Consider the following 13,818-nt stretch of genomic DNA (forward strand, 5'->3'; position numbering starts at 1 on the left):
TTGGCAGAAGAAATGAGGGGAACGTGTCGCCATTGAATGTGCCGGATTCCGGCGCGTTATTATCGGTCCAGAAGCTGACGAAGTTCTTCGGTGGCTTTGCAGCCTGCAATGAAATCGATCTCGATATCGCGCCGGGCGAAATTCATGCGCTTCTCGGCGAAAATGGTGCAGGCAAATCCACCCTGGTGAAGATGCTGTTCGGCGTTCTCGAGCCGACGGGCGGGCATATCCTCTGGCAGGGCCAGCCGGTCGCGATCGCGTCGCCCGGTGAAGCCCGCAAGCTCGGCATCGGCATGGTCTTCCAGCATTTTTCGCTGTTCGAGGCGCTGACGGTTGCCGAAAACATCGCGCTGTCGCTCGATGACGCCATCCCGATCGACAAAATCGCCGAGGAGGCGAGGGTGCTGTCCAACGCCTACGGCCTGCCGCTCGATCCGCATGCCCATGTCGCCGACCTCTCGGTCGGCGAGCGCCAGCGCATCGAGATCGTCCGTGCGCTGCTGCAGAACCCGAAGCTCATCATCCTCGACGAACCGACCTCGGTGCTGACGCCGCAGGAAGCCGACAAGCTGTTCGAGACGCTGTTCAAACTGCGTGCCGAGGGGCGCTCGGTTCTTTATATCAGCCACCGCCTGGAGGAAGTGCAGCGCATCTGCGATCGCGCCACAGTCCTGCGCCATGGCCGCGTGACCGGCGCATGCGATCCCAAACACGAAACGCCAGCCTCGCTCGCCCGCATGATGGTCGGCAGCGAAGTGGCGACCGTGACGCATCCGGAGCGCAGCGACAAGGGCGAGGTGCAGCTTGCGGTCGCCAACCTTTGCGTCGCCGCGCGCACCCCCTTCGCCATGCCGCTGCGTGATGTGTCGATGGCGGTGCGCTCCGGCGAAATCCTCGCCATAGCAGGTGTCGCGGGCAACGGCCAAAGCGAGCTCTTCGACGCATTGTCCGGCGAATATCCGGTCGCCTCGGCCGAGGCGATTGTCATCCGCAAGAAGCCGGTCGGCAACCAGGGCATTACCGCCCGCCGTCTTCTCGGCGCGGGCTTCGTGCCGGAGGAGCGCCATGGCCATGCCGCCGTCTCTGCCATGAAACTGTCGGATAATCTCGTCCTTGCCCGCAGCCAGTCGGACCGCAAGGCTTTTCTGGGCCTGCTCGGTATCATTCGCCACGCTGCGGTGAAATCCGCCGCAAGGCGCATTTCCGAAGCGATGGATGTCCGCAAGAGCGGCGATGATCCGGCCGCCGGCTCCCTGTCCGGGGGGAATCTGCAGAAGTTCATCGTCGGCCGCGAGCTCGACCGCCAGCCGGCAGTCCTCGTCGTCAACCAGCCGACCTGGGGCGTCGATGCCGGGGCTGCAAGCCGCATCCGCCAGGCGCTTGTCGATCTCGCAAGAGCTGGTTCGGCCGTCGTCGTCATCAGCCAGGATCTCGACGAGATCTTCGAAGTGGCGACCGATATTGCCGTCATCTGCGAAGGCCGTCTTTCCCGCCCGTTCCCGGCCGGCGAACTGACGCGGGAAAGGATCGGACTGCTGATGGGCGGACTGCACGAGAGCAGCTCTCCCCCGGAGGCGCCCCATGCGCATTGAACTTGAAAAACGGCCCGACGTCTCGAAGCTCTTCGCCTTCGTCTCGCCACTGCTTGCCCTTGTCTTGACGCTGGTATTCGGCGCCATCATGTTTGCCATGCTCGGCAAGGACCCGGTCGAGGCACTCGACGCCTTCTTCATCGAGCCGCTGCTCGAGGTCTGGTCGTTGCACGAGCTGGCGATCAAGGCCGCCCCGCTTATCCTGATCGCCGTCGGCCTGGCCGTCTGTTATCGCTCGAACAACTGGAATATCGGCGCGGAAGGCCAGTTCACCATCGGCGCCATCACCGGCTCCTATCTGCCGATCGTCTTTTACGACTGGCATTCGCCGCTCGTGCTGCCGCTGATGCTGATCCTTGGTGCGTTCGGTGGTGCGCTTTTCGCCGCCATTCCGGCGCTGCTGAAGGCGCATTTCAACACCAATGAGATCCTGACGTCACTGATGCTGGTCTATATCGCCCAGCTCTTCCTTGACTGGCTGATTCGCGGCGCCTGGCGGGATCCGAAGGGCTTCAACTTTCCAGTCTCGCGCGATTTCGCGCCGGAGGCGGTGCTGCCGGCGATCTGGGAAGAGTCGGGCCGCGCCCATTGGGCCTTCATCTTCGCCATCATTGCGGCGGTCGGTGCCTGGTTCATGCTGCGTTATACGCTGAAAGGCTTCGAGATCGTCGTGCTCGGCCAATCGGAACGGGCAGGGCGTTTTGCCGGTTTCTCGTCGAAGAAGATGATCTGGTTCAGCTTTCTCTTCTCGGGCGCTCTTGCCGGCCTTGCTGGCATCAGCGAGGTTTCCGGCTCGATCGGCCACCTGCAGCCGGCGATTTCGCCGGGCTACGGCTTCACCGCCATCATCGTCGCCTTCCTTGGCCGCCTCAATCCACTCGGCATCATTGCATCCGGCCTGGTGCTGGCGCTGACCTATCTCGGCGGCGAGGCAGCCCAGCTTTCGCTCGGCGTTTCCGACAAGGTCACCCGCGTCTTCCAGGGCTTACTGCTCTTCTTCGTGCTCTCCTGCGATACGCTGATCTATTACAAAATCCGCATTGTCTGGTCGCGGTTAAGGGGCAGGGCGGCATGAGCATCTTCGAAGCCATTCTTCTGACTGTCATCACCGCCTCGACGCCGCTCGTCATCGCCGCACTCGGCGAACTGGTGACCGAGCGCTCCGGCGTTCTCAATCTCGGCGTCGAAGGCATGATGATCATGGGTGCAGTCGCCGCCTTTGCCGGCGCGCAGATGTCGGGTTCGCCCTATGTCGGCATTGTCTGCGGCATTGCGGCAGGCGCGCTTTTCTCTCTGTTGTTTGCCTTCCTGACACTGACGCTGGTGGCGAACCAGGTGGCAACTGGACTGGCGCTCACCCTTCTCGGCCTCGGCGCCTCAGGCATGCTTGGCGAAGCCTATGTCAGCGTGCCCGGCATTCGGCTAGGAGAGATCGTCATTCCCGCCCTGTCGGATATTCCGGTCGTTGGCCACGCTCTCTTCAGCCAGGACCTAATCTTCTACCTGTCGATCGCGCTCGTCGTCGGCGTCAGCTGGTTCCTGTTCCGCAGCCGGATCGGGCTGAAGCTCAGGGCGATCGGCGACAATCACGGTTCGGCCCACGCACTCGGTATTCACGTCATCCGCACGCGGTATCTGGCGGTGATGTTCGGCGGTGCCTGCGCCGGTCTTGCCGGCGCGCAGCTTTCGCTCGTCTACACGCCACAATGGGCCGAGAACATGTCGGCCGGCCGCGGCTGGATCACGCTGGCGCTGGTGGTCTTTGCCTCTTGGCGGCCGTGGCGGGTCTTCGGCGCGGTCACCATCCTGCAGCTTCACGCGCAGGCCTTCGGTCTCGGCATTCCCTCGCAGTTTCTCTCGATGCTGCCCTATGCCGCGACTATTGTGGTTCTCATCATCATTTCCCATAATCGGCGCACGACGTTGATCAACACGCCCGCGTCGCTCGGAAAAGCCTTCGTGCCGGAGCGATAAAGCAACAATACAAAGACGGGTTTACGCAATAACTTCAAACCAACAGGGGTCCCCATGAAGAAGTTAGCATTCACACTTGCCGCCTCGGCTGCCGCCGTGATCGGCATCTCTTCCGCCGCGCAAGCCGCGGACAAGACGAAGGTCTGCTTCGTCTATGTCGGTTCGCATACCGACGGCGGTTATTCACAGGCCCACGACCTCGGCCGCCAGCAGATCCAGGCCGAGTTCGGCGACAAGATCGACACGCCTTATCTCGAAAACGTGCCGGAAGGCCCGGATGCCGAGCGCGCCATCGAGCGCCTTGCCCGTTCCGGCTGCAAGCTGATCTTCACGACGTCCTTCGGCTTCATGGACGCGACCGTCAAGGTCGCCGCCAAGTTCCCGGACGTGAAGTTCGAGCATGGCACCGGCTACAAGGCCGGCCCGAACCTTGCGACCTACAATTCGCGCTTCTATGAAGGCCGCTACATCCTCGGCCAGATCGCCGCCAAGACCTCGAAGAATCACGGCGCGGCCTACATCGCCTCCTTCCCGATTCCCGAAGTCGTGATGGGCATCAACTCGTTCGAACAGGGCGCCAAGTCGGTCGATCCGAGCTTCAAGCTGAAGGTCATCTGGGTCAACACCTGGTTCGACCCCGGCAAGGAAGCCGATGCCGCCAAGGCGATGGTCGACCAGGGCGTCGACGTCTTGACGCAGCACACCGACACGACTGCGCCGATGCAGGTCGCCGAAGAACGCGGCATCCACGCCTTCGGCCAGGCCTCCGACATGATCGCAGCAGGCCCGAAGGCTCAGCTGACGGCAATCGTTGACACTTGGGGGACCTACTACTCCAAGCGCGTTCACGCTCTTCTGGACGGCACCTGGAAGTCCGAGCAGAGCTGGGACGGCCTGAAGGACGGCATCCTGAAGATGGCGCCCTATACCAACATGCCCGACGACGTGAAGAAGATGGCCGAGGAAACCGAAGCCAAGATCAAGTCAGGCGAACTGCATCCCTTCACCGGCCCGATCAACAAGCAGGACGGAACGCCCTGGCTGAAGGCTGGCGAGAAGGCCGATGACGGCACGCTGCTCGGCATGAACTTCTATGTCGAAGGCGTCGACGATAAGCTGCCGGGTAAATAGTCCCGTAGCCATCTCGCAGATGCGAAGAGCGCCCTTGTAGGCGCTCTTTTTTTGCTGCAACGCATCCCAAGATTCCGATTTACAAAAGTAATACTATATGATTTTTTGACCCTGCGCCGCGAGATGCGGCATTGGGAGGAAATCATGAAATTGAAGACTGCACTTTTGAGTGCCACGATTCTGGCTGCCTGCATGTTCGGTTCGGCTTCGGCCGCCGGCCTCACCGTCGGCTTCTCGCAGATCGGCTCGGAATCGGGCTGGCGTGCGGCTGAAACGACAGTGACCAAGGAGCAGGCCAAGAAGCGCGGCATCGATCTGAAGTTTGCCGATGCGCAGCAGAAGCAGGAAAACCAGATCAAGGCTTTGCGCTCCTTCATTGCTCAGGGCGTCGATGCCATTCTCATTGCTCCGGTCGTTGAAACCGGCTGGGACGACGTTCTCAAGGAAGCCAAGGAAGCCAAGATTCCGGTCATCCTTCTCGACCGTACCATCAAGGCTCCGGACGATCTCTATCTGACGGCTGTTACGTCAGACCTGGTCCATGAAGGCAAGGTCGCAGGCGACTTCCTGGTCAAGACCGTCGGCGACAAGAAGTGCAATGTGGTTGAACTTCAGGGCACCACCGGTTCGTCGCCGGCCATCGCCCGCAAGAAGGGCTTCGAAGAGGCCCTTGCCGGCCACGACAACCTCAAGATCGTTCGCAGCCAGACCGGTGACTTCACCCGCACCAAGGGCAAGGAAGTCATGGAAAGCTTCCTGAAGGCCGAGAATGGCGGCAAGGATATCTGCGCTCTCTACGCCCATAACGACGACATGGCCGTCGGCGCCATCCAGGCGATCAAGGAAGCCGGTCTGAAGCCTGGCAAGGATATCCTCGTCGTCTCCATCGACGCCGTACCGGATATCTTCAAGGCGATGTCCGAAGGCGAGGCCAACGCCACAGTCGAGCTGACGCCGAATATGGCAGGTCCGGCCTTCGATGCGCTGGAAGCCTATCTGAAGGACAAGAAGGCTCCGGCCAAGTGGATCCAGACCGAGTCCAAGCTCTACACGCCTGCCGACGAGCCGATGAAGGTCTATGAAGAGAAAAAGGGTCAGGGCTACTGATCTGATGTGACACTGCTGCATAATTCCTTAAATCGGAATTCGATTTCGGGATAAATCATGCAGCAATTCAAAGCGCTACAGCGTCCTCTATGCCTCTCGAAGAGACCAGGCGGCGCTGTAGAACCGCACCGGCCCGTCATGGACCGGTGCGGAACTGCCTTTGCCGCCTTGGGACGTCATGTCCGGCCGCGGCGCGGCTTTTGCCGTCAATATCAGGAAAACAGACCCTTATGATTCACGATTTCGAGAACGTTCTCGCGGCCTCCGGAATATCGAAATTCTTTCCCGGCGCAGTGGCGCTGGATAAGGTCGATTTCACGCTCCGCAGAGGCGAGGTGCACGCATTGCTGGGCGAGAACGGCGCCGGCAAGTCGACGCTGATCAAGTGCATCACCGGCGCCTATCATCGTGACGAGGGCAGCCTGATGCTGGAAGGCCAGGAAATCAATCCGGCCAATACGCTCGCCGCCCAGAAGCTCGGTATCGGCACGGTCTATCAGGAGGTCAATCTCCTTTCCAATCTGAGCGTCGCCGAAAACCTCTTTCTCGGACGCCAGCCAAGGCGCTTCGGCATGACCGACGTGCGTTCGATGAACCGCAAGGCGCGCGACCTGCTCGCCGGCTACGGCGTCGATATCGACGTCACCGCCGAGCTTGGCCGTTTTTCCGTCGCTGTCCAGCAGGTGGTAGCCATCGCCCGTGCCGTCGATCTCTCCGGCAAGGTGCTGATCCTCGACGAGCCCACCGCAAGTCTCGACAATCAGGAGGTGGCGCTGCTCTTCCGCATCATCGAAGACCTGAAGAAGCGCGGCCTGGGCATTGTCTTCATCACCCATTTTCTCGAGCAGGTCTATGCGATCAGCGACCGTATCACCGTGCTGCGCAACGGCAAGCTCGTCGGTACCCGCGACGCCGCCGATCTGCCGCGCCAGGGCCTGATCGCCATGATGCTCGGCCGCGAACTGGCGCATGTAGAAGAGACCGTCAGGGAACGCAGCCTTGCGGCCGGCGACGTCCGATATCATTTTGCAGGCTACGGCAAACGCGGCAAGGTCAAACCATTCGATCTTGAAGTGCGCGCCGGAGAGGTGGTCGGCGTCGCCGGGCTGCTCGGTTCCGGCCGCACCGAAACTGCCGAACTGCTTTTCGGCATCGAGCATGCCGACAGCGGCAGCGCCACGATCGACGGCCAGCCGGTGACGATTTCGAGCCCGCGCGCCGCGATCGCAAAGGGTTTCGGCTTCTGCCCCGAGGACCGCAAGACCGATGGCATCATCGGCGACCTGTCGATCAGGGAGAACATCGCACTTGCGCTCCAGGCCCGCCGCGGCTGGACGCGGCCGCTGTCGCGCGCCGAACAGAACACGCTTGCCGACCGCTACATCAAGGCGCTCGATATCCGCACCACCGATCGCGAGAAGCCGATCCGGCTACTGTCAGGCGGCAATCAGCAAAAGGCGATCCTCGCCCGCTGGCTGGCGACCAATCCGAAGTTTCTGATCCTCGACGAGCCGACCCGCGGCATTGATGTCGGTGCCCATGCCGAGATCATCCGGCTCATCGAAGAGCTCTGCGCCGGTGGCATGTCGCTCATCGTGATTTCCTCGGAACTTGAAGAGCTTGTCGCCTATAGTTCACGTGTCATCGTACTTCGCGACAGACAGCATATCGCCGAACTGACAGGCGAGCGTATCACCGCTGCCGGCATCGTCGAAGCCATCGCCGCCGCCGAACACAAGATGGAGGATGCATGAGGTCCTCGCTGAAAGCGCTGGCATATCGCTTGGCGCCGCAATTGATTGCGCTCGTTGTCATTCTTCTGTTGAATTTCATAACGTCGCCGCAGTTTTTTAATGTCGTGGTTCAGAATGACCGCCTCTATGGCAGCCTGATCGACGTGCTGAACCGCGGCGCGCCGGTGGCGCTGCTGGCGATCGGCATGACGCTGGTCATCGCCACCAAGGGCATCGACCTGTCCGTCGGTGCAGTCATCGCCATCTGCGGCGCCGTCGCCGCATCGTCGATTGTCTCCGGAAATTCAGTTGCCTACACCATTATCCTGACGCTTGCGATCGGGCTTGCCTGCGGCGTCTGGAACGGTTTCCTGGTGGCGGTCCTCAATATCCAGCCGATCATCGCGACGCTAGTGCTGATGGTCGCCGGCCGCGGCATCGCCCAGCTGATCACCGAAGGCGCCATCCTGACCTTCAACAATGACGGGCTCACCTTCTTCGGCAGCGGTTCGCTGCTGCTCCTGCCGATGCCTGTCGTCATCTGGCTTCTCGTCGGCCTGCTCGTGATCCTGCTCGTCCGCCGCACGGCGCTCGGCATGCTGATCGAGGCCGTCGGCATCAATCGCCGCGCCAGCACGCTCTCCGGCATTCAAACGCCGGTGCTGCTGATGGCGGTCTATATGCTGAGCGGGCTCTGCGCCTCGATCGCGGGCATCATAGTCGCAGCCGACATCAAGGGCGCCGATGCCAACAATGCCGGCCTATGGTTGGAACTCGACGCCATCCTCGCCGTTGTCGTCGGCGGCAATTCGCTGCTCGGCGGCCGCTTCAGCATTCTCGGGTCGCTGATCGGCGCGATGATCATCCAGGCGGTGAATACCGGCATCCTGTCCGCCGGCTTTCCACCTGAATTCAACCTGATCATCAAGGCCGTCATCATTATCGTCATCCTCGTCATCCAGTCGCCGGCGGTCCAATCGCTCGCCATCTTCGCCAGCCGCCGGCAGGGCGGTAGGGAGCAGCCGAAATGAACTCCAAATACCTGCCGCTGCTTGCGACCATCGTCATCTTCGTGCTCGCCTATGCCGGCTGCGCGCTGCAATATCCGAACATTCTGTCGACGCGCGTCATCGGCAATCTTTTGACCGACAACGCCTTTCTCGGCATTGCCGCCGTTGGCATGACTTTCGTCATCATTTCGGGCGGCATCGATCTGTCGATCGGCTCGGTCATCGCCTTTACCGGCGTCTTCCTCGCGGTGATCCTGCAGAACACCTCGATCCATCCGCTGCTCGCTTTCGCGATCGTGCTCGTCATCACCACTGTCTTTGGTGGTATCATGGGCGCGATCATCCATTATCTCGAAATGCCGGCCTTCATCGTCACGCTTGCCGGCATGTTCCTGGCACGCGGCATGGCCTTCGTACTCTCGATCGACAGCATCCCGATCGATCATGAATATTATTCGACGCTGACGAGCCTCTACTATCGTCTGCCCGGCGGCGGGCGGCTGACGCTGATCGGCGGCATCATGCTTCTGGTCTTTGCCGTCGGCATCTTCATCGCCCAGCGCACCCGCTTCGGCACCAATGTCTATGCACTCGGCGGCGGTCCGCAGACGGCGCGGCTGATGGGCGTGCCGGTCGGCCGCACGACAATCCAGATCTATGCGCTGTCGGGCTTTCTGGCGGGCCTATCCGGGATCGTTTTTTCGCTGTACACCTCTGCCGGATATTCTCTTGCAGGAGTCGGCGTCGAACTCGATGCCATCGCGGCGGTGGTCATTGGGGGGACGCTGCTGACCGGAGGAGCGGGATTCGTGGCGGGAACCTTGATCGGGATACTGATCCAGGGGCTCATTCAGACCTACATCACCTTCGATGGTACGCTGTCGAGCTGGTGGACCAAGATTCTGATTGGTCTTCTGCTGTTTGCATTCATCCTGATGCAGAAAGCCATCCTGTTCATTTCCAGTCTGAACAAGAGGTACGCCTGAGGGGGAGACGGATCGCTTGCGCTACAAATTGGACGAGACACGCAAGACGGGGCGCAGAACCCGGACGAGCCACGCTCAGGTCGTCGACGAGCTCGGCAAGGCGATCGTCGCCGGCACCTATCCCGTTGGCTCGATCCTGCCTGGCGATACGGAACTGGCGCAGCGTTTCAAAGTGTCCCGCACCGTGTTGCGCGAGACGATGAAGACGCTTGCCGCCAAAGGCATGGTCGTCGCCAAGGCCCGGGTCGGCACGCGTGTGACCGAGAAGAATCTCTGGAACATGTTCGACAGCGAGATTATCGCCTGGCACTTCGACAACGGCGTGACGGAAGAATTCCTGCTGCAGCTCTACGATATTCGTCTCGCCTTCGAACCCTTCGCCGCCGGTCTCGTCGCTGAACGGGCGAATGCCGAGGAGATCGAGACGCTGCGCGAGCTGGCGCTCGAGATGGCAGCGGCGGGTCATACGGCCGACAGCCTGGCACTCGCCGACCTTCATTTTCATCTGGCGATCGCCGAAGCCTCGCACAATCCCTTCATGCGGACACTGGGCAGCCTCATCGAAGCGGCTCTCGTCGGCATGTTCCGGATGAGCACGCCGCCAACCGAAAACGGCTTCGCCAATATCGCCGACACCCATATGCGCATCGTCGATGCGATCGTATCCGGCGATAATGCCGCCGCGCGCCGCGCGATGGAGGACGTCATCCTGGACGGCCGTATTCATGTGCACGAAGCCTTTGCGGCCCGCGGTTCCGAGGCCGTCATAGGATCGATTTCGGCCGCAATTTTACCTTTGTGAAGGCTTTGCCTATCGACAGCGCCGCGCGTCTTTTCGAGAGCCGTAAAGGACGCTGCAGCACTTTGAGCTGCTGGATAATTTTATCCTTAAATCGATACCGATTTAGGGAATTATGCAGTATGAGGCGATAAAGCCGCCTCACGGCGCGGATTCGCGGAGCAAATCATGGAACGCACTTGTCTTGCCGTCATCCTTGCCGCCGGTGACAGCACGCGGATGAAATCCTCGAAATCGAAGGTGCTGCATCCGGTCGCCGGTCGCCCGATGATCGCCCATGTGGTCGAGGCGGTCGCCTCTGCCGGCATTTCGTCCGTCGCCCTTGTGGTCGGCCGTGATGCCGAGGACGTGGCAAAGGCGGCAAGCATCGCCGGTGTCGACATCGAATCCTATCTGCAGAAGGAGCGCCTCGGCACCGGGCACGCGGTGCTGGCGGCGCGCGAAGCGATCGCCAAGGGTTATGACGATATCCTCGTCACCTATGGCGATGTGCCGCTGCAGACCGAGGGACCGCTGAAGGCGGCCCGCCAGGGCCTCGCCGATGGCAGCGATGTCGTCGTCATCGGCTTCCACACCGACCGCCCGACCGGCTACGGCCGCCTGCTCGTCAAGGACGGCGAACTCATCGCCATCCGCGAGGAAAAGGATGCGACCGATGCCGAGCGCACCGTCACCTGGTGCAATAGCGGGCTGATGGCGATCAACGGCAGAAAGGCGCTCGATCTTCTCTCGCGCATCGGCAATGCCAATGCCAAGGGTGAATTCTATCTGACCGATCTCGTCGAGATCGCCCGTGCGCTCGGCGGACGCGTCACTGCGGTCGATGCTCCTGAGATCGAGATGACTGGCTGTAACACCCGTGCCGAACTCGCCGTCATCGAGCGTTTCTGGCAGGAGCGCCGCCGCCACCAGATGATGCTTTCAGGCGTCACCATGATCGCACCGGAAACGGTCTTTCTCGCCTATGATACCGTCATCGGCCAGGATGCGCTGATCGAGCCGAACGTCGTCTTCGGCCCTGGTGCTGTTATCGACAGCGGCGCCGTCATCCATGCCTTCTCGCATATCGAAGGCGCGCATGTCAGCCAGGGCGCGACCGTCGGACCCTTTGCGCGGCTGCGGCCAGGTGCGGATCTCGGTACCGGTTCGAAGGTCGGCAATTTCTGCGAGGTCAAGAACGGCCGGCTCGGCGAGGGCGCCAAGGTCAACCACCTCACCTATATCGGTGATGCCGTCATCGGCGCCGGCAGCAATATCGGCGCCGGCACGATCACCTGCAACTATGACGGCGTCAACAAGAGCGAGACGGTGATCGGCGAAAACGCCTTCATCGGTTCCAATTCCTCGCTGGTCGCGCCGGTGACGATCGGCGACGGCGCCTATATCGCCTCCGGCAGCGTCATTACCGTCAATGTGCCGGCCGACGCGCTGGCGCTCGGCCGCGCCCGGCAGGAGATCAAGCCCGGCCGCGCGACGCTGCTGCGTGAGCGTGCGCTCGCCATCAAGGCGGCGAAGAAGGCGAAAGCCTGACCGGCCTTGCGTAACCGGCGGAAATTGAAAGTGACCGCCGAGGTGATTGAGAAATAAGCAGGAATTGTTAGGACTGGCCTCGTCATCGAAGCCTTTATGGGGATACTATATGTGCGGCATTGTGGGGATCGTCGGAACTGCGCCTGTTGCCGGGCGCCTGGTCGATGCGCTGAAGCGTCTCGAATATCGCGGTTACGATTCCGCCGGCGTCGCCACCATTCATGACGGCGTGATGGATCGCCGCCGCGCCGAGGGCAAGCTGTTCAATCTGGAAAAGCGCCTCGACAGCGAACCGCTGCCCGGCACCGTCGGCATCGCCCACACACGCTGGGCGACCCACGGCGTTCCGAACGAGACCAATGCCCATCCGCATTTCGTCGAAGGCGTCGCCGTCGTCCATAACGGCATCATCGAGAATTTTTCCGAGCTTCGCGACGAACTGACCGAGGAGGGGTCGGTCTTCGAAACCCAGACCGACACCGAAGTCGTTGCCCATCTGATGGCGAAATACCTGCGCGAGGGCCTGGAGCCGCGCGCCGCCATGCTGAAGATGCTGAACCGGGTAACCGGCGCCTATGCGCTGGCCATCATGCTCAAAGCCGATCCCGGCACGATCATGGCCGCCCGTTCCGGACCGCCGCTTGCCGTCGGCTACGGCCGCGGCGAGATGTTCCTCGGCTCGGACGCGATCGCGCTTTCGCCCTTCACTAACGAGATCACCTATCTCGTCGACGGCGATTTCGCCGTCCTCACCCGCGACGGCGTCGCGGTGCTCGATTTCGCCGGCAAGCCGGTCAAACGCGCCCGCCAGATCTCGCAGGCGACCGCCTATGTCGTCGACAAGGGCAACCACCGCCATTTCATGGAAAAGGAAATCTACGAGCAGCCGGAGGTGATCTCTCACGCGCTCAGCCACTATGTCGATTTCGCCGAGAACACCATCGGCGCCAATGCCGCCGCGATCGACTTCAAGGCGGCGACCGGACTTGCGATCTCGGCCTGCGGCACCGCCTATCTCGCCGGCCTCGTCGGCAAATACTGGTTCGAGCGTTATGCCCGCCTGCCGGTCGAGATCGACGTTGCCTCGGAATTCCGCTACCGCGAAATGCCGCTGTCGCCGTCGCAGGCAGCACTCTTCATCTCCCAGTCCGGCGAGACCGCCGATACGCTGGCATGCTTGCGTTATTGCCGCGACAACGGGTTGAAGATCGGCGCCGTCGTCAATGTTCGCGAATCGACGATCGCGCGCGAATCCGACGCCGTCTTCCCGATCATGGCCGGCCCCGAAATCGGCGTCGCCTCGACCAAGGCTTTCACCTGCCAGCTTGCCGTGCTGGCAGCGCTGGCGATTGGCGCCGGCAAAGCGCGCGGCACGGTGAGTGCTGACGAGGAGAGGGCGCTGGTGCGCCATCTCGCCGAAATGCCGCGCATCATGAGCCGGGTGCTGAACCTTATCCAGCCGCAGATGGAAAGCCTGTCGCGCGAGCTGTCGAAGTGCAAGGACGTGCTCTATCTCGGCCGCGGCACCAGCTTCCCGCTCGCCATGGAAGGCGCGCTGAAGCTCAAGGAAATTTCCTATATCCACGCCGAAGGTTACGCCGCCGGCGAATTGAAGCACGGACCGATCGCGCTGATCGACGAGAACATGCCTGTTATCGTCATCGCCCCATACGACCGTTTCTTCGAAAAGACCGTCTCAAACATGCAGGAGGTCGCAGCCCGCGGCGGCCGCATCGTTTTCATCACCGACGAGGCAGGCGCGGCGGCCTCGAAACTGCCGACCATGGCGACGATCACCCTGCCTGTGGTCGATGAAATCATCGCGCCGATGATCTTCTCGCTACCGATTCAGCTGCTCGCCTATCACACCGCCGTTTTCATGGGCACCGATGTCGACCAGCCGCGCAACCTGGCGAAATCCGTGACCGTGGAATAAGCCTGTAACGCCGCGACCGT

11 protein-coding genes are annotated in these 13,818 nt (G+C 61.6%); all 11 read left to right on the forward strand.

Annotated elements, in window-relative coordinates:
- The first annotated feature begins 23 nt into the window (after nucleotides 1-23).
- The 11 genes from AC25BC_RS09485 (at nucleotide 24) to glmS (ending at nucleotide 13,798) form a co-directional block, all read left to right on the forward strand.
- Complete coding sequence (locus AC25BC_RS09485) at nucleotides 24-1,592, forward strand: ABC transporter ATP-binding protein (RefSeq protein WP_017994051.1); 1,569 nt, start codon at nucleotides 24-26, stop codon at nucleotides 1,590-1,592.
- Nucleotides 1,582-2,667, forward strand: coding sequence for an ABC transporter permease (locus tag AC25BC_RS09490; RefSeq protein ID WP_017994052.1), 1,086 nt, complete (start codon nucleotides 1,582-1,584; stop codon nucleotides 2,665-2,667). The genes AC25BC_RS09485 and AC25BC_RS09490 overlap by 11 nt, the downstream gene beginning before the upstream one ends.
- Nucleotides 2,664-3,566: an ABC transporter permease gene (locus AC25BC_RS09495; protein WP_128439280.1), complete on the forward strand. Its 903-nt coding sequence runs from the start codon at nucleotides 2,664-2,666 to the stop codon at nucleotides 3,564-3,566. Before AC25BC_RS09490 ends, AC25BC_RS09495 begins: the two co-directional genes overlap by 4 nt.
- Before the next feature lie 54 nt (nucleotides 3,567-3,620).
- Nucleotides 3,621-4,697: a BMP family ABC transporter substrate-binding protein gene (locus AC25BC_RS09500; protein WP_003559331.1), complete on the forward strand. Its 1,077-nt coding sequence runs from the start codon at nucleotides 3,621-3,623 to the stop codon at nucleotides 4,695-4,697.
- A 144-nt stretch (nucleotides 4,698-4,841) separates the two neighbouring features.
- A complete protein-coding gene (gene ytfQ, locus AC25BC_RS09505) occupies nucleotides 4,842-5,804 on the forward strand; it encodes a galactofuranose ABC transporter, galactofuranose-binding protein YtfQ (RefSeq protein ID WP_003559333.1) in 963 nt (320 codons plus the stop codon).
- Between the two features lie 230 nt (nucleotides 5,805-6,034).
- Nucleotides 6,035-7,558, forward strand: a complete 1,524-nt coding sequence (gene ytfR / locus AC25BC_RS09510; protein ID WP_012757420.1) for a galactofuranose ABC transporter, ATP-binding protein YtfR — start codon at nucleotides 6,035-6,037, stop codon at nucleotides 7,556-7,558.
- Complete coding sequence (locus AC25BC_RS09515) at nucleotides 7,555-8,568, forward strand: ABC transporter permease (RefSeq protein WP_012757421.1); 1,014 nt, start codon at nucleotides 7,555-7,557, stop codon at nucleotides 8,566-8,568. The genes ytfR and AC25BC_RS09515 overlap by 4 nt, the downstream gene beginning before the upstream one ends.
- Nucleotides 8,565-9,533, forward strand: a complete 969-nt coding sequence (yjfF, locus tag AC25BC_RS09520) for a galactofuranose ABC transporter, permease protein YjfF (RefSeq protein ID WP_128439281.1) — start codon at nucleotides 8,565-8,567, stop codon at nucleotides 9,531-9,533. Before AC25BC_RS09515 ends, yjfF begins: the two co-directional genes overlap by 4 nt.
- 16 nt (nucleotides 9,534-9,549) lie before the next feature.
- Nucleotides 9,550-10,335 carry a FadR/GntR family transcriptional regulator gene (locus AC25BC_RS09525; protein ID WP_012757423.1) on the forward strand — a complete coding sequence of 262 codons (786 nt, stop codon included), beginning with the start codon at nucleotides 9,550-9,552 and terminating at the stop codon, nucleotides 10,333-10,335.
- 165 nt (nucleotides 10,336-10,500) lie between these two features.
- The gene (glmU, locus tag AC25BC_RS09530) at nucleotides 10,501-11,862 is read left to right on the forward strand and encodes a bifunctional UDP-N-acetylglucosamine diphosphorylase/glucosamine-1-phosphate N-acetyltransferase GlmU (RefSeq protein ID WP_012757424.1); all 1,362 of its coding nucleotides are present in this window, start codon (nucleotides 10,501-10,503) and stop codon (nucleotides 11,860-11,862) included.
- 109 nt (nucleotides 11,863-11,971) lie between these two features.
- Nucleotides 11,972-13,798 (forward strand): glutamine--fructose-6-phosphate transaminase (isomerizing), encoded by a 1,827-nt coding sequence (gene glmS / locus AC25BC_RS09535; protein ID WP_012757425.1) that lies wholly within the window; start codon nucleotides 11,972-11,974, stop codon nucleotides 13,796-13,798.
- The last annotated feature ends 20 nt before the right edge of the window (nucleotides 13,799-13,818 follow it).

The organism is Rhizobium sp. WSM409 (genome assembly GCF_057653825.1).